The following is a 19,487-nucleotide window of genomic DNA, read 5'->3' as shown; positions in this document are numbered from 1 at the left end:
AGAGATGGCCACCACGCTGAAGGACTTCCTCGCCGAGCATCCCGTGGACCGGGAGAACGTCGAGGCGCATAAGGCGCGGATGCTCGCGGAGGTCCGCGCCCATCGCCTCCGGGAACTGCGTGAGCACGCCGGGCTGACCCAGGAGCAGCTCGCCCAGAGGATCGGGGTGGGGCAGCGGCAGGTCTCCAAGATCGAGCACGGAGACCTCGAGAACGCGAAGATCGGCACCATCCGCAGCTACCTGGAGGCCGTCGGCGGCGGGCTCGCCATCGAGTACGTCACCGACGAGGAGCGTGTCCGGGTCGCCTGATCCGGCGCCGCCGCGCCTACCCGTGCGCCGCGACGTCGTCCTTCAGCACCCCGGGCCACGCGTCCACGTCCGCCGGGGTGTAGGCGACCCGCAGCGTCGCGGCCGGGAGCAGCTGCGCCAGCGCCTCGGCCGTGGAGAGCGGGTGGGCGGGGTCCTCCGCCCAGGCCAGCAGCGAGGTCGGCGTCCCGAGCCGGGCGAGCTCCCCGGCGGACGGCAGGTCGCTGAGCGCGGCGCCGCGGTAGACCGCGGGCAGGAGCCCCTCCGCGACGTCGGGCGCGCTGGCCGGCGCGGGGACCGCCGCCGGGGGAGGGGGCACGTCCTCGGCCGCGGCCAGCATCCCGGCGACTCCCCGCCGCTCCACGATCGCGGCCGCCTGCCGGTACCGCTCCGCCCTGGCCGGGCGGGTCCCCCACGCCGTCGGCGGGACCATCAGGGTGAAGCCGCTGAACCGGCCGGGATCCAGCATCGCGGCGTGCAGCAGCGTCGCCGCCCCCATCGAGGGCCCGACGCCGTGCACCCGCTCCCCGGGGAACCACTCGTCCAGCAGCCGCAGCAGGTCCTCGGCCAGCACCGTCCACCGGTAGTCCTCGGGGACCGCGCGGCCCGTCGAGCGGCCGTGGGCGCGGGCGTCGTAGCGCAGCAGCCGGGTGCCGCTCAGCCCCCGCCCGAGGTCCAGGTTCATCACGCGGTCCCGTGAGCGGCTCGAGGTCAGCCCGTGCAGCTGCACCACCGCGTGCCCGCCCTCGTCGCTGAGCTCCGTGTCCAGGACGGCTCCCGGGACGCTGAATGACGGCATGTGGGCTCCTTGTGACGTGTGCCGAGGGGTCAGAACGCTAGACTACCGCCATGCGACTGACCAACGTCGCGCACCTGCGGCTCCCCTTCGGACGGCTGTTGGGGTACGACGTGACCGCCTCCCCTCCGGGGCCTCCGCTGCCGGTCTCCTTCGACCAGCGGCGGCACGTCGGCGCGGGCGACCGCCCCGGCTCGTGGATGGCGCTCTCCTTCCGGCTGGGCGAGCCGGTGGACCGCGAGGACCTGGCCACGGCGTGGCTCGCGGTGATCGCCCGGCACGGGACGCTGCGCTCGGCCTTTGTCCCCGGTGACGACGGCGTCCCGCGGCTGCACGCCGTCGAGGTCGGCCCCGGCGGCTGGACGGAGCACCCCATCGCTCCCGGCCAGGCCGTGAACGAGGCCCTCCGCGACGTCCTCGACCGCGCGTGCGCCCCCTACGCCCGCCCCTCCCACCGGCTCTGCGTTCTGGAGACCGCGGCGGGGCCCACCGTCGTCGTCGGGGCAGACCACTCCCACGTGGACATGTGGTCGATGCTCGTGATCGCCCGGGACCTCCTCGCAGCGCTCGCCGAGCTCCGCCGCGGCCGCGCCCCGCGGCTGCCACCGGCCCTGGACTTCGCGGAGCACACCGGTGCCGCCGGCGAGCGCCCCACCGCCCCCGAGGGCGTCCGGCGCCGCTGGGCCGAGATCCTCGCGGCGGAGGGCGGCGTCATGCCCCGCTTCCCGCTGCCCCTGGGCGAGGCGGCGATGCAGCCGGAGCGGGTGGAGGTGCGGGACGTGCTCGACGTCGACGACAGCGCGGCCCTCTCCGCCCAGGCCCGCGAGGACGGCGTCTCCACGCTGACCCTGGCTGTGGCCGCGATGGCGGCGGCGACCCGCGAGCTGGCCGGCTCCCCGCTGCGGGCGGTCTTCCCGGTGCACAGCCGCTACGAGCCCTCCTGGCACGACTCGGTGGGCTGGTTCATCACCAACTCCGTGCTGGAGTGCGCCGACCCCGCGCCGGGCGCCGCCGCGGCGGCGGTCAAGGAGGCCGTGCGCCTGGGCTCCTGGCCGCTGGAGGATCTGATGCGGCCCTGGGACGGCATGCCGGAGGCGCCGGGCATGTTCGCGATCTCCTGGCTGGACCTGCGCCGGCTGCCGGTCCGCATCGACGCGACGGGCCTGGAGGCGCAGTACGTCGGCGCGACGATCCGGACCGACGGCGTCATGCTCTGGTTCATCCTCGACGAGTCCGGCCTGCACCTGCGCTGCCGGTACCCGGACACGCCCGAGGCGCGGGAGCACGTGGGGGCCTGGCTCGACCTGCTGGTGGCCAAGCTGCAGGCCGCGGCGCGCTCCTCGGCCGGCGGGCTGCTGCGGCTGGAGGGCCGTGGGTTCCGCCTCCAGCGGGCGAGCCGGGCGGACGTCCCGGCGATCGCGGCGCTCCTGGCCGGGCAGGCGGGGGAGACTGGGCCCGACGCCGACGCCGATACGAGCGGGGCCGCCGGCGCCGCCGGGGACGAGGAGTCGGCGGCGACGGCCCGCTACGAGGCCGCCTACGACGTCGTCGCCCGCGACCGATCCCACTACCTCGCCGTGGTCCGGGACGAGGCAGGCCGGATCGTGGGGACGGTGCAGCTCATCATCGTCCCGGGGCTGACCCGCGACGGCTCGTCCCGCCTGCGCATCGAGGGGCTCGCCGTGGACCGTGAGCAGCGGACGAGCGGGCTCGCCGTCGCGATGGTGGGCTGGGCGCACGGCCACGGCCGGGCCCGCGGCGCCGCCCTCGCCCAGGTGGGCCTCGACGCCGCCGGCGGGGAACGCGGGTTCTACGAGGGACTGGGCTACGTTCCGGACGGGGTGGTCCTCAGCAGGAGCCTATGAGGCGGGCCTGGGACACGGTCGGCGGTAGCGAGATCCCACGGCGGGCATCCCCGCTGTGGGCGTCACCAGACCGGCCGTCCTCGTCATGGTGTGACCCGGGACATAAGCTGGACGCATGCTCACCGAGTTCGCCCGTGACCACGCCTTCGTCATCGCCTGGTTCGGCCTGATGGCGTTCGTGTGGTTCGGCTGGGCCCAGGAGGACCCGCCGGCGCGGTGGCGGTGGCGGCTCGGGCTGGGATCGGCCCTGGGCGCGGTGCTGGCGGGGGTCTTCGGGTACGCGGTCGCGACGCGGTGGGGTGGCGGCTCCGCTCTGGAGGGAAGGTACGGGTGGTTCGGCGTCGTCGTGCTCGCGGAGGTGCTCCTGGCCGGGGTCGGGTGCCTGCTCCTGTGGCGGCGGGGGAGAGGGCGCTGGGCGGCCTGGTGGGTCGCGCTGGTGGTGGCCCTGCACTTCGTGCCGCTGGCGGGCTTCCTGGAGGACTGGTCCCTCGCCGTCCTCGGTGTGCTCCAGGCGCTGTGCCTGCTCGCCCTGCTTCCCCGCCTGCGCGCGAGCGGGGAGGCCAGCAGCCGGCTGGCGGGGCCGCTGATGGGTGCCTCGTTCCTGCTCTTCGCGCTCGCCTCTGCCCTCATCTACCTCCTGCGGTAGCAGCCCCGCCTCGGTGTGCCGGCGTCCGCGGAGGCTGGGCCTCCCGTGTCTGGGCCCTCCCCTCCGGCGAGGCTCGTTGACGCCGTCCGGGGTGAGCAGCGTGCCCCTCACCTCCAGCGTCTCGGGCGAGGCACCGAGGCCCCGCGTCGTCCGCGAGGGGCCTCCTACGAATGACGGCGCGGGCCCCTACTTTCGGATGAAGATCCCCTCCGCCGCTTGATGCATTCCACCTCGGGCCGTAATTTGCCTCGTATGGATTTCTCGAGAAGACGACTGCTCAGGACCGGGGCCGCCACCGCAGCCGCCACCGGCGTGGCGCTGGCCGCGGGGACCGCCGCGCATGCCGCGCAGACGCAGGAGGAGGCGCCCTCCCAGGAGCCCCTGCGCGGGAGGGAGACCGCCTTGGACCTCGAGCAGAAGCAGGTCAACCCGGCGAACCAGCTGGGCTGCCCGCTCGGGAAGGGGGAGTAGCGTGGCGCCCGTGACGAAGACCAGCCCGAACTACACCGCCGGCCGCGGCGGCAGCGCCGTGGACCGCATCGTCATCCACTACATCGTGGGGACCCTCGCCGCGGCCGACGCGACCTTCGCGGACCCCAACTCGGGCGTGAGCGCCCACTACGGGATCGGCGAGGGCGCCGTCCACCAGTACGTGAGCGAGAAGAACACCGCCTGGCACGCCGGCAACTTCGCGATGAACCAGCGCAGCATCGGCATCGAGCACTCCGCCGACGCCGTCCGCCCGCCCAGCCAGTCCACCTACACCGCCTCGATCGAGCTGTGCGCCCAGCTGTGCCGCACCTACGGCCTCAACCCCCTGACGCAGATCATCCCCCACAGCTCCGTGGTGGCGACGGCGTGCCCCGGCACCGTGGACCTCCAGCGGATCCGCAACGGCGTGAAGGCCCGGCTCTAGGGTCGTTCCGCGCGCCGTCGGGAGCAGAGGGGGAGGACCCGTCCCGCGCGCCGTCGGGAGCGGGCGGGCCTACCCGTGCAGCTCCCGGTGCCGCCGCTTCATCCCGGCATAGCGCTCGTCGGCCTCGGCGGCGTCCCACGCGGCCTTGAAGATCCGGGCGGCCTCCGCCTTGACCGGGTCCTCGGGGCCGCGCGGCCTCTCCTCGCGCCCGTGGGCGCCGCTGCGCCCCTTCTGGTCCTCCGGGACCGGCCCCCGGTACTTCTTCCCGCCGGGGTGGTTCGCGTAGCGGCGCGCGCGGGTGTACCCCATCTGCAGGAACTTCCGCGCCATGTCCGCGCCGACGAAGTCCTCCGCCTCCAGGTAGGCGCGGAACAGCTCCGTGATCCTCCGGCTCGACGCCGCGGCCGCCTCCGGGTCCTTGAACCTCCAGTGCGGCAGGATCTCGTCCTTGTAGGGCTGGACCTTCAGGACCCCCTGCTCGCCTCGGCCGACCCGGTACAGCTCCGGATGCTCGCGCAGGTCCAGCTCCGCGTAGTCCAGCGAGTAGTCAAATGCCCTGGAGTCCTTGCCCATGGCGCGAGTCTAACCCGTGGTCCTCGCCGGGCCCGGCCTCCCGGCCAGGCACCGGCCGTCACGGATCACGGGACCCGGTGCCGCCACTGCTCGGTGCCGAACTTCTCCTCGACGAGGCGGCGGCCGGCGTCGAGGTCGTGCTCGCTCAGCTCCCCGGTCCGGGCGCCGTAGCGGCGGACGAACGTGTCGATCATGGTCTGGATGATCTCCTCGCGCGAGGCCCCGGTCTGCCGCCGCAGCGGGTCCACGCGCTTCTTGGCGCTGGAGATGCCCTTGTCGGAGATCTTGGCCTGGCCGATCCGCAGGACCTCGGTCATCTTGTCCGCGTCGATGTCGTAGGACATCGTCACGTGGTGCAGCAGCCCCTGGGCGGTGCGCTTCTGCGCGGCCCCGCCGATCTTGCCGCCGGTCGAGGTGATGTCGTTGATCGGCTTGTACCAGGCGTCGACGCCGTGCGCGGCCAGGGACTCCAGGATCCATCCGTCCAGGTAGGGGTAGGAGTCCACGTAGCTCAGCCCCGCGACCAGCTCGAGCGGGGCGTACATCGAGTAGGTGATGCAGTTGCCGCCCTCCATGAACATGGCCCCGCCTCCGGAGATGCGGCGCACGACGTCGATCCCGTGCTTCGCGACCCCCTCCGGGTCCACCTCGTTGACGTAGGACTGGAAGGAGCCGATCACGGTGGCCCGGTCGGACCACTCCCAGATCCGGATCGTGGGGCCGCGGCGCCCCTCGACCACCTCGTTCAGCAGGTGCTCGTCGAGGGCGACGTTGAGCGCCGTCGGCAGGACGGGGGAGTGGATCACGGTCCAGTCGTAGTCGGTGAAGTCCTTGGCGCGGGTCAGCGCACGGCGGACCACCACGGCGACGTCGGCCGTGGTGAACCCGTGCAGGTGCAGCTCGGAGCCGTGGCGGGACAGGGCGGCGTCGAGCCGGGAGGCCAGCCCCGGCGCGTCCTCCGCGACCGAGGCCCCCACCAGGGCCGGGGCGATGTCGAAGAAGGCCTCCTCCGGCTCCATGAAGAAGTCGCCGGAGATCTTGGCGTCGGTGATGGCGCGGCCGTCGGTCGTCAGGTCGGCGACCACCAGCTTGCCGCCCACCACCTTGAACTCTGCGTGAAACGTCTCGTGACTCATCCCTCCAGGCTACGCCCGCCGGCGCGGGCCCCTCCTGTTACCGTGGCCCTTGTGATGGACAGCGCGGATTCGAGGACAGAGACGGAACCCACGGGAAGCCCGGAGAGCCCGGGGAGCGGACACATCCGGGCGCTCGACGCCCACCTGCACAACCTGCGCCACGTCTCCGTGGAGTTCCCGCGCGGCGCCCTGGTGGCCTTGACCGGCGTCTCCGGCTCCGGCAAGTCCTCCCTGGCCTTCGGGACGCTCCACGGGGAGGTCCAGCGTCGCTACCTCGAGTCCATCGCCCCCTTCGCCCGGCGGCTGCTGGGGGACGCGATGGACCCCTGCGTCGAGTCCGTGACGGGCATGCCGCCCAGCGTGGCGCTGGAGCAGCGGACCTCGGGCGGCGGGGCGCGCTCCACGGTGGGCACCGTCACCACGCTCTCCAACGCCGTGCGGCTGCTCTACTCCCGCGCAGGCGAGCACCCCGCGGACGTGCTCGCCCGCGGCTCGGCCCTGCACGACGGCCGCCTCACCTCGGACGCCTTCAGCCCCAACACGCCCGAAGGGATGTGCCCGGTCTGCCACGGCGCCGGCGTCCTGCGGGAGCCCACCGAGGAGTCGATGGTCCCGGACCCGAGCCTGAGCATCGCCGACGGCGCGATCGCGGCCTGGCCCGGCGCCTGGCTCGGCAAGAACTTCCGGGACATCCTGCGCACCCTCGGCGTGGACATCGCGACGCCGTGGCGGGACCTGCCCGCGCCCACCCGCGAGTGGATCCTCTTCACCGACGAGCAGCCCGTGGTCACCGTGGTCCCGGACCGGGAGCCCGGCCGGACCCAGGGCACCTATCAGGGCAAGTGGTCCTCCGTCGCCCGCTACCTGCTGCGCTCCGTCGACGAGTCGAAGACCGAGCGCTCGCGCCGCCGGGCCCTGCGCTACCTCCAGACGCGTCTCTGCCCCGAGTGCGAGGGCCACCGCCTCAACCGCGACGCGCTGCGGGTCACCTACCTGGGCGAGCCGATCCACCGGCTCGGCGAGCGCTCGGGGGAGGACCTGCTGGAGCGGCTGAGCCGGCGCGAGGAGGCCCTGCCCGCCGAGGGCGGGCGTCCCGAGGAGGAGGCCGAGCGGCTGCTGCTCGGCAGCATCCTGCCGGTGCTGCGCGCCGTCGTCGGCCTGGGGCTGGGGCACCTGTCCCTGGACCGCCGGGCCCGGAGCCTCTCCTCGGGCGAGCTGCAGCGCCTGCGGCTGGCGGCCCAGCTCCGGGCGGGGCTCTTCGGCGTCGCCTACGTCCTGGACGAGCCCTCGGCCGGGCTGCACCCCTCGGAGAAGGGCATGCTCCTGGACCTCTTCCGGCGCTTCCTCGAGGAGGGCAACTCGGTGCTGCTGGTCGAGCACGACATGGACCTGGTGGCGCAGGCCGACTGGGTCGTCGACGTCGGCCCCGGCGCGGGCACCGAGGGCGGCCGGATCCTGCACTCCGGGACGGTCGCGGAGCTGCTGGAGAATACCGAGTCGCCGACGGCGCGCAGCCTCCGCGCGCCCGCCCCGGAGCCCAGGACCCCGGACCGGGCGCGAGCCCCCGCGGGGATCCTGCGGCTGCGCGGCATCCGGGCCCGGACCCTGCAGGACGTGGACCTGGAGCTGCCGCTCGGGGCCTTCACCGCCGTCACCGGCGTCTCCGGGGTGGGCAAGTCCACGCTGGTGACGCACGTGGTGGGGAGCGTCCTGGGCGAGCGGGTGCGGACCGCGCTCGCCGAGGATCCGGAGCCCGCCGACGCCGACGCCGAGGCCCTCGACCCGGCCGAGGAGGCCGCCCCGGCGGTAGACGAGGTCGAGGGGGCCGAGACCGTGGACCGCCTGGTGCGGATCACGCAGAAGCCGATCGGCCGCAGCCCGCGCTCCTGCCTGGCGACCTACACGGGCCTGTTCGACCGCGTCCGGAAGCTCTTCGCCCAGACCCCGGCGGCGCGCGAGCGGGACTGGGGGATGGGCCGGTTCTCCTACAACGTGGCCGAGGGCCGCTGCCCCACCTGCGCGGGCGAGGGCCGCATCGAGGTGGAGCTGGTCTTCCTGCCGGGCAGCTACGCGGTGTGCCCCGACTGCCGTGGCGCCCGCTACGCCCCGGACACCCTCGAGGTCACCTGGAACGGCCGGAACATCGCCGAGGTCCTCCAGCTGAGCGTCCGCGGGGCCCGGGAGGTCTTCGCCGACGACGCCGGGGTGAGCCGGGCGCTCGAGGCCCTGGACGCCATCGGCCTCGGGTACCTGACCCTCGGGCAACCGGCTACCGAGCTCTCCGGCGGCGAGGCGCAGCGCATCAAGCTCGCGACCGAGCTGCAGCGCGCCCCGCGCGGGCACACCGTCTACCTGCTGGACGAGCCGACCAGCGGGCTGCACCCGGCCGACGTCGAGCTGCTCACCGCCGAGCTGAACCGGCTCACGGACCAGGGGAACACGGTGGTGGTCGTCGAGCACGACCTGCGGGTCGTCGCCCAGGCCGACCACGTGGTGGACCTCGGCCCCGGGGCGGGGGAGCGGGGCGGCAGGATCGTGGCCCAGGGCGCGCCCGCCGAGGTGGCGGCCGACGCCGGGAGCGCGACCGGCCGCTGCCTGGCCCGGCCGCCGGCGCGGCGCACGCGGTGACGGCCGCCGGGAATATCCGGACCGCCCCGCGCCGTTTCTGATGATGAGGAAGAATCGAGACCGTTGCGAGGACTCGACACGTGAGCGATGGAGGCACAGTGACAGCACCGACCGATCAGCACCCGAAGTTCGCGCAGTACGCGCACCCGGAGCGCTTGGTGAGCACCCAGTGGGTGGCCGAGCACGCGGGGGACGAGGACGTCGTCGTGGTGGAGAGCGACGAGGACGTCCTGCTGTACGAGACCGGGCACGTCCCCGGCGCCGTCAAGATCGACTGGCACACCGAGCTCAACGACCCGGTGACCCGCGACTACGTCGACGGCGAGGGCTTCGCCCGGCTGATGTCCGCCAAGGGCATCTCCCGGGACACCACCGTGGTCGTCTACGGCGACAAGTCCAACTGGTGGGCGGCCTACGCCCTGTGGGTCTTCGAGCTCTTCGGGCACGAGGACGTGCGCCTCATGGACGGCGGCCGCGCCCAGTGGCTCGCCGAGGGCCGCGAGACCGTCACCGAGGCGCCGGCGCCCGCCGCGACCGAGTACCCGGTGGTGGAGCGCGACGACGCCTCGATCCGCGCCTTCCTGCCCGAGGTCCGGGACAGCATCGGCCGGCTGCCGCTGATCGACGTGCGCAGCCCCGACGAGTACACCGGACGCCGCACCCACATGCCCGACTACCCCGAGGAGGGGGCCATGCGCGGCGGCCACATCCCCACCGCGCACTCCGTGCCGTGGGCCCGCGCCGCCGCCGAGGACGGGACCTTCAAGGAGGCCGAGGAGCTCCGCGGGATCTACCAGGAGGAGCTCGGCCTCGAGCCCGGCCAGGACGTCATCGCCTACTGCCGGATCGGCGAGCGCTCCAGCCACACCTGGTTCGTCCTGAAGTACCTGCTGGGCTTCGGCAGCGTGCGCAACTACGACGGCTCGTGGACCGAGTGGGGTAACGCCGTGCGGGTGCCGATCGCCCGGGGCGAGGAGCCCGGCGAGGCGGTGGCGGCCTAGATGCTCGAGAACGCCGACCTGCCGGAGTCCCTGCGGGAGATCGCCGAGGACTTCGCCTCGATGCCCAAGCCCGAGCGGCTGCAGCTGCTGCTCGAGTTCAGCAAGGGCCTGCCGGCCCTGCCCGAGCGGCTCCAGGACCACCCGGAGCTGCTGGAGCCCGTCCCCGAGTGCCAGTCGCCGATCTTCCTGCTCACCGAGGTGGACGACGACGGCACCGTGCACCTGCACTTCTCGGCCCCGCCCGAGGCGCCGACCACGCGCGGCTTCGCCGGGATCCTCCACGAGGGACTCGACGGCGCCCCCGCCGAGACGGTCCTCGCCGTCCCCGCCGACCTCGCCCTGCGCCTCTCGCTGAGTGAGGCGGTCAGCCCGCTGCGGCTCAACGGCATGAGCGGGATGCTCGCCCGCATCCAGCGCCAGGTCTCGGAGAAGTCCGCCGCCCTGGCCGGATGAGGCCGCGCCCGGGCTGAAACCCGGCGTCACGGCGATACGACGACGGCCGGCACGCGATCCCCGCGGGGAGGCGTGCCGGCCGTTGTCGTCTCCGGGGTATGCGCGCCGGGCGAGGTCGTCCTCCGGAACCCCCAGCCGGGCTGCGCCGTTATCCGGACCCGCAGGCCAAGCGGCGTCGGTGTCGTTCCTGAGGGTCGAGGCCCGGCGGTGTCGTCCCCCGGCGCCGTGCTCCGGGCGCCTCGCCTCCCGGCCGCGCGGCCGGGCTCAGAACACGAGGTTGGCCAGCACCAGGCACACCACGGTGCCGGAGAGGATCGAGAGCAGGACGTTGCGCCGCCAGAGGTGCACCAGCGCGGTCACGGCGGCCCCCGCCAGCGCCGGCACGCCGTGGTCCGGCGCCGAGAAGTCGATCGTGGAGAGCCCGTACACGGCGAGGATGACGACGATCCCCAGCGGCATCCAGCGGGAGACCGAGGCCATGACCTGCGAGTCCCTCAGCTTCGGGCCGGCCAGGAACGGGATGAGGCGCAGCGCGAAGGTGATGGCGACGGCGATCCCGATGGCCGCGGCGACATAGGCGGGACTAGGCACGACGACGAGACCTCCGGGACGTGACGAGGAAGCGGGCCACCAGCGTGGTGAGGAAGACGAGCATGGCGACCAGGAGCATCGAGCCGCGCGCGAGGAGCAGCGCGACGGCGGCGGAGGCGGCGGCAAGGCCGGCGGTCAGCAGGTCCGGCCGCTCCAGGTAGGCCTCCAGCGCCAGCACGATGAACAGGGCCGTGAGGATGAAGTCCATGCCCTCGATCTCCGAGAGCAGGGTTGCCCCGGTGAGCCCGCCGAGGGCGCCGCCCGCGGCCCAGCCCACGTGGAGCCCCAGATGCGTCCAGAGCATCCGGCCCCCGGTCAGGGTCTCGGGCTCCCGGCTGGCGTGCAGGGCGAATGCCTCGTCGCACAGCGAGAAGCTCGCGTAGAGCCGACCCCACCTGCTGCGGATCCTCTTCAGCGGGTAGGAGAGGCCGTAGAAGAGGTGCCGGGAGTTCATGAGGAAGGTCGTCAGCGCGATGCTCGCCAGCGGCGCCGAGGCCGCGATGAGCCCGATGAGGATGAACTCCACGGACCCGGCGAAGACCGTCCCCGAGATGATGGGCGCCAGCCACCAGGGCAGGCCGTGGGCGGTCACCAGGACGCCGAAGCCGAGGCCGAGGACGAAGATGCCCATCCAGACCACTCCGGCGCTCTTGAAGGCCGCCTTCAGGTCGGAGGCCCGGGGCGCGGTCTCGGCCTCGGGGGCCGCCGAGGCCTCGGAGACGGAGGGCTCGGCGGCTTCGGAGGGTGTTCCCGCCGGCGCCGGGGGCGGCTCCGGCGGGTCGGCGGGCGAGGATGCCGCCGGCAGGGAGGCAGTATCGGGAGCGGGCATGATGCGAGACTATCCGATCCGGTCCGCAATCGGCTGTCCTTTTTGTTGCCGCAGATCCGGCTGGTGGGCAATCATGGGTCCATGGATTCCTTGGATCGCGCAATCATCGACGAGCTGAGCCGGGACGGGCGTCTCAGCAACCAGGAGCTGGCGGGACGGGTGGGACTCACCCCCGCCCCCTGCCTGCGGCGGGTGAGGCGGCTGGAGCGGGAGGGCGTCATCACCGGCTACCGGGCCGTCGTCGACCCCGAGTCCCTCGGACGCGGCTTCGAGGTCGTCACCCACGTGGAGCTCAGCGCCCAGGGGCGGGAGGTCATCACGGGCTTCGAGGAACGGGTGGCGCAGATGCCCGAGGTCGTGGAGTTCCGGAGGATGTTCGGCTCGCCCGACTACATGATGCACGTGCAGGTGCGCGACGCCCCGGCCTACGAGGAGTGGGTCATGAGGCGGCTGTTCAGCGACAGCGCCGTGGCCCGCGTCGACTCGCGCATGACGATGAAGAACCTCAAGTCGCAGCGCTGACAGGCGCGCGCTGCCGGACTCCTGGGTACCCTTCGGCGGTGATAGCCTGAACTGGTTTTCAACCTGGCGAACCATCGGGGGCCACAGTGTCGTTAGATATCGAGAAGGACCTCTCCACACAGGAGGGCCTCAAGCGCGGCCTGAGCCCCAGGCACCTGATGATGATCGCCATCGGCGGCGCCATCGGGACCGGGCTGTTCGTCGCATCCGGCGGGACGATCGCGCAGGCCGGGCCCGGCGGCGCGCTCGTCGCCTACGTCGTCATCGGCGGCATGGTGCTGCTGCTGATGCAGTCCCTGGGGGAGATGGCGGCGCACCTGCCGGTCCCCGGCGCCTTCCAGACCTACGCCACCCGCTTCGTCAGCCCCTCCTTCGGCTTCGCGATGGGATGGAACTACTGGTTCAACTGGGCCATCACGGTCGCGGCGGAGCTCGTGGCGGCCGGGCTGATCATGTCCTTCTGGCTCCCGGACGTCCCGGGGTGGGTCTGGGCGGGCGCGTTCCTGGTGATCCTCACGGGCCTGAACGCGCTCTCGGCCAAGGCCTTCGGGGAGAGCGAGGCGCTGCTGGCCTTCATCAAGGTCGCGGCGGTGATCGTCTTCCTCATCACGGGCGTGCTGATGATCCTCGGAATCCTCGGCGGCTCCGCGCCGGGCCTGTCCAACTGGACGACCGAGGACGCCCCGTTCAACGGCGGCTTCGTCTCGATCATCGCCGTGTTCATGATCGCCGGCTTCTCCTTCCAAGGCACCGAGATGGTCGGCGTCGCCGCCGGCGAGTCCCGGAACCCGCAGAAGGACGTGCCCAAGGCGATCCGCACCGTCTTCTGGCGCATCATGCTCTTCTACGTCGGGGCGATCACCGTGATCGGCTTCCTCATCCCCTACACGGACCCCAACCTGCTGCGCAACGACGAGACCGACATCGCCTTCTCGCCCTTCACGCTGGTCTTCGAGCGCGCCGGCATCGCCTTCGCCGCCTCCCTGATGAACGCCGTGATCCTCACCGCGATCCTATCGGCCGGCAACTCGGGGCTGTACGCCTCGGCGCGGATGCTCTTCTCGATGGCCACGGAGGGCAAGGCGCCCAAGATCTTCGCCCGCGTGAACCGCCGGGGCATCCCGCTGCCGGCGCTGCTCATGACGGCCTCGGTGGGGCTGTTCGGCTTCCTCACCGCCCTCGTCGGACAGGGGGCCGCCTACACCTGGCTGGTGAACATCTCCGGGCTCTCCGGGTTCATCGTCTGGGTGGGCATCGCCGTGTGCCACTTCCGCTTCAGACGGGCCTTCGTGCGGCAGGGCTACGACCTGGCCGAGCTGCCCTACAAGGCCCCGCTCTTCCCCGCCGGGCCGCTGCTGGCCTTCGCCCTGTGCGTCGTCGTCATCCTGGGGCAGAACTACCAGGCGGTGTTCGACGGGAAGCTGCTGCAGGTCCTGAGCGCCTACATCGGCCTGCCGATCTTCCTCGCGGTGTGGCTCATCCACAAGGCCGTGACCAAGGACCGGATCATCCCGCTGGACGAGGTCGATGTCTCCGGCATCCGCGTGGGCGAAGGGAAGAAGTAAGGCCCACTCGTCCACGCGTGAGGAAGGGCCGCCCTTCCCTCGTAGCCGGCGGCTTCTCGACTCCGCATCGCGACCGCACGACGAAGGCCCCGGCGCCTCCCTTCTCTGGGAGACGCCGGGGCCTTTGTCGCCGCGTGCGGGGGCATTTCGACCGGTGGGCCCGTTCGGAGCGCCTGCCCGGCCCGTGGCCCGTCCGGAGCGCGAAGAGGCCCGGGGCCGAGGGCGCCGCAGCAGCGGACGCCGTCGGCCCCGGGCCACTTTTTCCGGGAGCGGGCTAGCGCAGCAGCTGCGCCAGGATCCCGTTGAGGGTCTGCGAGGGCCGCATGACCGGCTCGGCCTTCTCGTCGCGGGGCCGGTAGTAGCCGCCCAGGTCGACGGCGGAGCCCTGGACCTCGAGCAGCTCGCCGGTGATCCGCTCCTCGTTCTCCCGCAGCTGGGAGGCGATGGAGCCGAAGGCCTCGGCCAGCTCGGCGTCACGGTCCTGCTTCGCCAGCTCCTCGGCCCAGTAAAGGGCCAGGTAGAAGTGGCTGCCGCGGTTGTCGATCTCGCCGACCTTGCGGGAGGGGGACTTGTTCTCGTCCAGGAACGTGCCGGTCGCGGCGTCGAGCGTGTCCGCCAGCACCGCGGCGCGATCGTTGCCGGTCGAGCTCGCGAGGTGCTCGAAGGAGGCGGCCAGGGCCAGGAACTCGCCCAGGGAGTCCCAGCGCAGGTGGTTCTCCTCCACCAGCTGCTGGACGTGTTTGGGCGCGGAGCCGCCGGCGCCGGTCTCGAACAGGCCGCCGCCGTTGATCAGCGGGACGATCGAGAGCATCTTCGCCGAGGTCCCGAGCTCGAGGATCGGGAACAGGTCGGTCAGGTAGTCGCGCAGCACGTTGCCGGTGACCGAGATGGTGTCCTCGCCCTCGCGGATGCGGTCCAGCGAGAACTGGGTGGCCTCCTCGGGGGAGAGGATCCGCAGGTCCAGGCCCTCGGTGTCCTCCTCGCCCAGGTACTGCTCGACCTTGGCGATCAGGTTCGCGTCGTGCGCGCGGCCGGCGTCGAGCCAGAACACCGCGGGGGCGCCGGACTCGCGCGAGCGGCGCACGGCGAGCTTGACCCAGTCGCGGACCGGGACGTCCTTGGTCTGGCAGGAGCGCCAGATGTCGCCCGCCGAGACCTCGTGGGAGGTCAGCGCCTCGCCGGCCGAGTTCAGGATCTCGACGACGCCGTCGGCCTCGATCTCGAAGGTCTTGTCGTGCGAGCCGTACTCCTCGGCCTTCTGCGCCATGAGCCCGACGTTGGGCACCGATCCCATCGTGGTCGGATCGAAGGCGCCGCGCGCGCGGCAGTCCTCGATCACGGTCTGGTAGACCCCGGCGTAGGAGGAGTCGGGGATGACGGCGAGCGTGTCGTGCTCGGCGTCGTCGGCGCCCCACATGTGGCCCGAGGTGCGGATCATCGCGGGCATCGAGGCGTCCACGATGACGTCCGAGGGGACGTGCAGGTTGGTGATGCCCTTGCGGGAGTCGACCATGGCGATCGAGGGGCCCTCCTGCAGCGCGTGCTGGATGCCCTCCTGCACGCCGCGGGCGGTCTCCTCGTCCAGGGCGTCGAGCCCGTTGAGGATCGCGGCCAGGCCGTTGTTGGGGGAGAGGCCGGCGGCGGCCAGCTGCTCGCCGTAGGTCTCGAAGACGTCGGAGAAGAAGGCCTTGACCGCGTGGCCGAAGAGGATGGGGTCGGAGACCTTCATCATGGTGGCCTTCAGGTGCACCGAGAACAGCACGTCCTCGGACTTGGCCCGGGCCACCTGCTCGGCGAGGAAGCGGTCCAGGGCCGCGGCGCGCATCACGGTCGCGTCGACGATCTCGCCCTCGAGGACCTTCAGGCCCTCCTTGAGGACCTTCGCCGAGCCGTCGGCGCCGGTGAAGCGGATGGTCAGGGAGTCGTCGGCGGGCAGGACGACGGACTGCTCGTTGGAGCGGAAGTCGTCCTCGCCCATCGTGGCGACGTTGGTCTTGGAGTCGGAGGACCACGCGCCCATGCGGTGCGGGTTCTTCCGGGCGTAGCTCTTCACCGACTGCGGGGCCCGGCGGTCCGAGTTGCCCTCGCGCAGCACCGGGTTCACGGCGGAGCCCTTGACGCGGTCGTAGCGCTCGCGGACGTCGGCGTCCGCGTCGTCCTTGACCTCGTCGGGGTAGTCCGGCAGCTCGAAGCCGGCCTCCTGCAGCTCCTTGATCGCGGCCTTCAGCTGCGGCACCGAAGCGGAGATGTTCGGCAGCTTGATGATGTTGGCCTCGGGGGTCTTGGCCAGCTCGCCGAGCTCCGCGAGGGCGTCCTCGACCTGCTGGTCGGCGGGGAGGCGGTCGCTGAACTGCGCGAGGATGCGGCCCGCCAGCGAGATGTCGCGGGTCTCGACCTCGACGCCGGCGCTGGCGGCGTAGGCCTCGACGATCGGCTTGAAGGAGTAGGTCGCCAGGAGGGGCGCTTCGTCGGTCTGGGTGTAGATGATGGTGGACATAGGCGTGGGCATTCTCCCTGCTGCTGAGTCACGGGTCGTTTCCTCGCCTCAATATACCGGACGGGCCCCGGCGGGCCCCGGGTCTCGCGGAGTGAGCGGGGGCGGCGGAGGCCCTGGGGAGGCGGGCTACGCTGGGCAGATGCCCGTCATCACAGTCTCAGCAGTCGTCATCCAGGACTCCGCAGGAAGCGTCCTGACGGTGCGCAAACGGGGGACCGCCTCCTTCATGTTCCCGGGCGGCAAGCCGGAGCCGGGGGAGAGCGCCCTCGCCGCGGCCGCGCGCGAGGTGAACGAGGAGCTCGGTCTCGAGGTGGACCCGGGCGACCTGCACCACCTCGGCAGGTGGGAGACGGCGGCCGCGAACGAGGCCGGCTGGGCGCTGGTCGGGGAGGTCTTCGAGCTGCGCGGCGCGGCGGGGGCGTTCCCGGAGACGGGGCCGCTGGCCGCCCGCGCCGAGATCGAGGAGCTGCGCTGGACCAACCCCATGGAGGGCATCGGCCGGCCGGAGATCGCCCCGCTGACTCGCGACTGCGTCTTCCCCTATCTGATCGACCGGGCGGCGGCCCTCAGGGGCTGACCGCCCGGGCGGGACGCCTCGGCGCCCCGCCCCGCCCGGTTCTGCTCGGCGTGGGGCCCGGCCCGCCTCACTCGGCGCCTGGTTCGGGCCGGTTCTGCTCAGGGACCAGCCCGGCCCGGCTCAGCGGCCGCGGTGCTCCAGGTAGTAGGAGATCAGCCCGCGCGTCGAGGCGTCCTGCTCCTCCAGGACCCCGCGGTCTCCCGCCACGGCCGGCAGGATCTCCTGGGCGAGCTGCTTGCCCAGCTCGACGCCCCACTGGTCGAAGGAGTCGATGCCCCAGATCGTGCCCTCGACGAAGGTGATGTGCTCGTAGAGCGCGATCAGCTGGCCGAGGACCGCGGGGGTCAGCGCGGGGGCGATGAGCGAGGTCGTCGGCCGGTTGCCGCTGAACACCCGCGCCGGGACCACCGCCTCCTCGGTGCCCTCCGCGCGGACCTCCTCGGCGGTCTTGCCGAAGGCCAGCGCCTTGGTCTGGGCGAAGAAGTTGGCCAGGAAGACCTCGTGGACGTCCGTCTCGCCGTCCTTCACCGGGTGCACGGGGTTGGCGAAGGCGATGAAGTCCGCCGGGATCAGCCGGGTGCCCTGGTGGATCAGCTGGTAGAAGGCGTGCTGGCCGTTGGTGCCGGGCTCGCCCCAGAAGATCTCGCCGGTCTGGGTGGTCACCGGGCTGCCGTCCCAGCGCACCGACTTGCCGTTGGACTCCATCGTCAGCTGCTGGAGGTAGGCGGGGAAGCGGTGCAGGTATTGGTCGTAGGGGAGGACCGCGTGGGAGGCGGCGTCGAAGAAGTTGACGTACCAGACGTTGAGCAGGCCCATCAGCAGCGGCAGGTTCCGCTCGGCCGGCGTCGTGCGGAAGTGCTCGTCCATGGCGTGGAAGCCGGAGAGGAGCTCCTCGAAGGCATCGGGGCCCAGCACGACGGCGAGCGAGGTGCCGATCGCCGAGTCCACCGAGTAGCGCCCGCCCACCCAGTTCCAGAAGCCGAAGGCGTTCTCGGGGTCGATGCCGAAGGCCTCGACCTTGTCCAGCGCGGTGGAGACGGCCACGAAGTGCTTCGCGACGGCTTCGGTGCCGTCGTCCGAGCCCTCCAGGGCCCCCTCCTCGCGCAGCCGGTCCAGCAGCCAGGAGCGGCACACCCGGGCGTTGGTCAGCGTCTCGAGGGTGCCGAAGGTCTTGGAGGCCACGATGAACAGGGTGGTCTCGGGATCCAGGTCGGCGACGGTCTCGGCGGCGTCGGTCGGGTCGATGTTGGAGATGAACCGGGCGCTCAGGCCGGGCTGGGCCAGGTGCTTGAGCGCCTCGTAGACCATCACGGGGCCGAGGTCCGAGCCGCCGATGCCGATGTTGACGACCGTCTCGATGGGCTTGCCGGTCACGCCGGTCCACTCGCCCGAGCGCACCCGGTCCGCGAAGTCGTAGACCTTGGCCAGGACCTCGTGGACGTCCTCGTCGACGTCCTGGCCGTCCACCGTCAGGTGGGGCTCGACGTCGCGCGGCCGGCGCAGCGCGGTGTGCAGCACGGCCCGGTCCTCGGTGACGTTGATGTGCTCGCCGGCGAACATCGCGTCCCGGCGCTGCTCGACGCCGGCCTCGCGGGCCAGGTCCAGCAGCAGCTCGAGCGTGCGCCCGGTGACGAGGTTCTTGGACAGGTCCGCGACGATCTCGCCCGCCTCGACCGTGAGGTCGGAGGCGCGCCGCGGGTCCTCGGCGAACCAGGCGCGGAGGTCCGGCTCGATCTCGGAGCGGTGGGCGGCCAGGGCCTTCCAGGAGGAGCTGGCAGTGACATCGGGAAGCTTCGGTGAACTCATAGCCTCATTGTGGCCTCTGAGCGCGCGCCGACGCCATAGTCCGCTCCCCGTGTCCGCGTCGGACAGCGTCGTATGAGAACACGAACGGGGCGGTGAAGCTGGGCATAGACGGCGGTTCAGCCCGTGGCTGAAGTGGCATTGATCAGCCGACTTGTCTACCGTATGGGTAAGTGTGCTTGTTATCGGTCCTGCAGAAGTACGGATGCGATGGGTCCGAGATCCACGGATCACGTCCGGATCGCCGAGCAAGCCTCGCACCTCATGAGCCACGAGATTTAGGTAGTAGATGTCCAATTTTCTGACTCGCAAACCCGATCTCCGGGAGGGGGACATCTCCCCCCGGATTCGGAACAAGATGCGGAAGGGGCTGATCGACAAGCGCGTCTTCATCCCCGCCGCGGTCGTCATGGCCCTGTTCATCGGGGGGACCATGGCCTTCCCCCAGGAGGCCAACCGCCTGTTCTCGGCGCTGCAGGAAGACGTCATCGGCTACTTCGGCTGGTATTACGTCGCCATCGTCGCGCTGTTCGTGATCTTCGCCCTGTACCTGGGTTTCAGTCGCCTGGGCGACATCAAGCTGGGCCCGGACGACTCGACGCCCGACTACAGCTTCATGACCTGGCTGGCGTTCCTGTTCGCGGCGGGAATGGGCATCGGCCTGGTCTTCTTCGGAGCCTCCGAGCCGCTCTCGCACTTCGCGTCGCCGCCTCCGGGCGTCACCGGCTCGGAGGAGCAGATCGCCCAGTCCGCGATGTCCCGCTCCTTCCTGCACTGGGGTC

General features: G+C 72.0%; 19 protein-coding genes. 12 read left to right on the top strand and 7 right to left on the bottom strand.

From position 1 onward, the window contains the following. Window positions 1–4 precede the first annotated feature (4 nt). Window positions 5–310, top strand: a complete 306-nt coding sequence (locus EWV39_RS00090) for a helix-turn-helix domain-containing protein (RefSeq protein ID WP_129656282.1) — start codon at window positions 5–7, stop codon at window positions 308–310. A 16-nt stretch (window positions 311–326) separates the two neighbouring features. Here EWV39_RS00090 and EWV39_RS00085 read toward each other — a convergent pair whose 3' ends face one another. After that, window positions 327–1,106: an alpha/beta fold hydrolase gene (locus tag EWV39_RS00085; protein ID WP_129656281.1), complete on the bottom strand. Its 780-nt coding sequence runs from the start codon at window positions 1,104–1,106 to the stop codon at window positions 327–329. Between the two features lie 50 nt (window positions 1,107–1,156). Between EWV39_RS00085 and EWV39_RS00080 the strand changes: the two genes are divergently transcribed. The 4 genes from EWV39_RS00080 to EWV39_RS00070 all read left to right on the top strand — a co-directional run bounded on the left by EWV39_RS00080 (window position 1,157) and on the right by EWV39_RS00070 (window position 4,530). Next, the gene (locus EWV39_RS00080) at window positions 1,157–2,968 is read left to right on the top strand and encodes a GNAT family N-acetyltransferase (RefSeq protein ID WP_129656280.1); all 1,812 of its coding nucleotides are present in this window, start codon (window positions 1,157–1,159) and stop codon (window positions 2,966–2,968) included. Between the two features lie 115 nt (window positions 2,969–3,083). Continuing rightward, complete coding sequence (locus EWV39_RS00075) at window positions 3,084–3,614, top strand: hypothetical protein (RefSeq protein ID WP_129656279.1); 531 nt, start codon at window positions 3,084–3,086, stop codon at window positions 3,612–3,614. A 252-nt stretch (window positions 3,615–3,866) separates the two neighbouring features. Next, window positions 3,867–4,085: a hypothetical protein gene (locus tag EWV39_RS13710; protein ID WP_165313045.1), complete on the top strand. Its 219-nt coding sequence runs from the start codon at window positions 3,867–3,869 to the stop codon at window positions 4,083–4,085. A 10-nt stretch (window positions 4,086–4,095) separates the two neighbouring features. Further along, window positions 4,096–4,530, top strand: a complete 435-nt coding sequence (locus EWV39_RS00070; protein ID WP_165313043.1) for an N-acetylmuramoyl-L-alanine amidase — start codon at window positions 4,096–4,098, stop codon at window positions 4,528–4,530. Window positions 4,531–4,599: 69 nt separating this feature from the next. Here the strand turns inward: EWV39_RS00070 and EWV39_RS00065 are convergent, their stop codons facing one another. Together EWV39_RS00065 and EWV39_RS00060 are read right to left on the bottom strand one after the other, a co-directional pair. Next, complete coding sequence (locus EWV39_RS00065; protein WP_129656277.1) at window positions 4,600–5,103, bottom strand: DUF4385 domain-containing protein; 504 nt, start codon at window positions 5,101–5,103, stop codon at window positions 4,600–4,602. A gap of 65 nt (window positions 5,104–5,168) precedes the next feature. Beyond that, a complete protein-coding gene (locus tag EWV39_RS00060) occupies window positions 5,169–6,239 on the bottom strand; it encodes a lipoate--protein ligase family protein (RefSeq protein WP_129656276.1) in 1,071 nt (356 codons plus the stop codon). A 54-nt stretch (window positions 6,240–6,293) separates the two neighbouring features. Between EWV39_RS00060 and EWV39_RS00055 the strand changes: the two genes are divergently transcribed. The 3 genes from EWV39_RS00055 to EWV39_RS00045 all read left to right on the top strand — a co-directional run bounded on the left by EWV39_RS00055 (window position 6,294) and on the right by EWV39_RS00045 (window position 10,321). Next, window positions 6,294–8,867, top strand: coding sequence for an excinuclease ABC subunit UvrA (locus tag EWV39_RS00055; protein WP_129656275.1), 2,574 nt, complete (start codon window positions 6,294–6,296; stop codon window positions 8,865–8,867). Window positions 8,868–8,965: 98 nt separating this feature from the next. Beyond that, window positions 8,966–9,868, top strand: a complete 903-nt coding sequence (locus EWV39_RS00050; RefSeq protein WP_129656274.1) for a sulfurtransferase — start codon at window positions 8,966–8,968, stop codon at window positions 9,866–9,868. Further along, window positions 9,869–10,321, top strand: coding sequence for a SufE family protein (locus tag EWV39_RS00045; protein ID WP_129656273.1), 453 nt, complete (start codon window positions 9,869–9,871; stop codon window positions 10,319–10,321). Window positions 10,322–10,585: 264 nt separating this feature from the next. Here the strand turns inward: EWV39_RS00045 and EWV39_RS00040 are convergent, their stop codons facing one another. Continuing rightward, complete coding sequence (locus EWV39_RS00040; RefSeq protein ID WP_129656272.1) at window positions 10,586–10,912, bottom strand: branched-chain amino acid transporter permease; 327 nt, start codon at window positions 10,910–10,912, stop codon at window positions 10,586–10,588. After that, window positions 10,905–11,741, bottom strand: coding sequence for an AzlC family ABC transporter permease (locus tag EWV39_RS00035; protein ID WP_202864865.1), 837 nt, complete (start codon window positions 11,739–11,741; stop codon window positions 10,905–10,907). Before EWV39_RS00035 ends, EWV39_RS00040 begins: the two co-directional genes overlap by 8 nt. Before the next feature lie 81 nt (window positions 11,742–11,822). Here EWV39_RS00035 and EWV39_RS00030 point away from each other — a divergent pair, with 81 nt between their 5' ends. Together EWV39_RS00030 and EWV39_RS00025 are read left to right on the top strand one after the other, a co-directional pair. After that, complete coding sequence (locus EWV39_RS00030; RefSeq protein WP_129656271.1) at window positions 11,823–12,263, top strand: Lrp/AsnC family transcriptional regulator; 441 nt, start codon at window positions 11,823–11,825, stop codon at window positions 12,261–12,263. 158 nt (window positions 12,264–12,421) lie between these two features. Next, window positions 12,422–13,828 carry an amino acid permease gene (locus tag EWV39_RS00025; protein WP_129657251.1) on the top strand — a complete coding sequence of 469 codons (1,407 nt, stop codon included), beginning with the start codon at window positions 12,422–12,424 and terminating at the stop codon, window positions 13,826–13,828. 274 nt (window positions 13,829–14,102) lie between these two features. On the opposite strand, the gene EWV39_RS00020 is transcribed toward EWV39_RS00025, so the two are convergent. Beyond that, the gene (locus EWV39_RS00020; RefSeq protein ID WP_129656270.1) at window positions 14,103–16,325 is read right to left on the bottom strand and encodes an NADP-dependent isocitrate dehydrogenase; all 2,223 of its coding nucleotides are present in this window, start codon (window positions 16,323–16,325) and stop codon (window positions 14,103–14,105) included. Between the two features lie 139 nt (window positions 16,326–16,464). On the opposite strand from EWV39_RS00020, the gene EWV39_RS00015 reads away from it, so the two are divergent. After that, complete coding sequence (locus EWV39_RS00015) at window positions 16,465–16,902, top strand: NUDIX hydrolase (RefSeq protein WP_129656269.1); 438 nt, start codon at window positions 16,465–16,467, stop codon at window positions 16,900–16,902. 120 nt (window positions 16,903–17,022) lie between these two features. Here EWV39_RS00015 and pgi read toward each other — a convergent pair whose 3' ends face one another. Continuing rightward, the gene (gene pgi, locus EWV39_RS00010) at window positions 17,023–18,708 is read right to left on the bottom strand and encodes a glucose-6-phosphate isomerase (protein ID WP_129656268.1); all 1,686 of its coding nucleotides are present in this window, start codon (window positions 18,706–18,708) and stop codon (window positions 17,023–17,025) included. Between the two features lie 286 nt (window positions 18,709–18,994). Here pgi and EWV39_RS00005 point away from each other — a divergent pair. Next, window positions 18,995–19,487: BCCT family transporter (locus tag EWV39_RS00005; RefSeq protein WP_202864864.1), on the top strand; the 493-nt coding region annotated here is incomplete at its 3' end.

The sequence above is a fragment of the Rothia halotolerans genome, assembly GCF_004136635.1.
Lineage (GTDB): Bacteria > Actinomycetota > Actinomycetes > Actinomycetales > Micrococcaceae > Rothia > Rothia halotolerans.
Note: the sequence above shows the minus strand (reverse complement) of the source record. Positions and strands in the feature narration are given on the sequence as shown.

Coding starts and splice junctions, on each gene's coding strand:
- EWV39_RS00090 (WP_129656282.1), top strand. CDS start 5: ATGGCCACCACGCTGAAGGACTTCCTCGCCGAGCATCCCGTGGACCGG.
- EWV39_RS00085 (WP_129656281.1), bottom strand. CDS start 1,106: ATGCCGTCATTCAGCGTCCCGGGAGCCGTCCTGGACACGGAGCTCAGC.
- EWV39_RS00080 (WP_129656280.1), top strand. CDS start 1,157: ATGCGACTGACCAACGTCGCGCACCTGCGGCTCCCCTTCGGACGGCTG.
- EWV39_RS00075 (WP_129656279.1), top strand. CDS start 3,084: ATGCTCACCGAGTTCGCCCGTGACCACGCCTTCGTCATCGCCTGGTTC.
- EWV39_RS13710 (WP_165313045.1), top strand. CDS start 3,867: ATGGATTTCTCGAGAAGACGACTGCTCAGGACCGGGGCCGCCACCGCA.
- EWV39_RS00065 (WP_129656277.1), bottom strand. CDS start 5,103: ATGGGCAAGGACTCCAGGGCATTTGACTACTCGCTGGACTACGCGGAG.
- EWV39_RS00060 (WP_129656276.1), bottom strand. CDS start 6,239: ATGAGTCACGAGACGTTTCACGCAGAGTTCAAGGTGGTGGGCGGCAAG.
- EWV39_RS00055 (WP_129656275.1), top strand. CDS start 6,294: ATGGACAGCGCGGATTCGAGGACAGAGACGGAACCCACGGGAAGCCCG.
- EWV39_RS00045 (WP_129656273.1), top strand. CDS start 9,869: ATGCTCGAGAACGCCGACCTGCCGGAGTCCCTGCGGGAGATCGCCGAG.
- EWV39_RS00035 (WP_202864865.1), bottom strand. CDS start 11,741: ATGCCCGCTCCCGATACTGCCTCCCTGCCGGCGGCATCCTCGCCCGCC.
- EWV39_RS00030 (WP_129656271.1), top strand. CDS start 11,823: ATGGATTCCTTGGATCGCGCAATCATCGACGAGCTGAGCCGGGACGGG.
- EWV39_RS00025 (WP_129657251.1), top strand. CDS start 12,422: ATGATGATCGCCATCGGCGGCGCCATCGGGACCGGGCTGTTCGTCGCA.
- EWV39_RS00020 (WP_129656270.1), bottom strand. CDS start 16,325: ATGTCCACCATCATCTACACCCAGACCGACGAAGCGCCCCTCCTGGCG.
- EWV39_RS00015 (WP_129656269.1), top strand. CDS start 16,465: ATGCCCGTCATCACAGTCTCAGCAGTCGTCATCCAGGACTCCGCAGGA.
- pgi (WP_129656268.1), bottom strand. CDS start 18,708: ATGAGTTCACCGAAGCTTCCCGATGTCACTGCCAGCTCCTCCTGGAAG.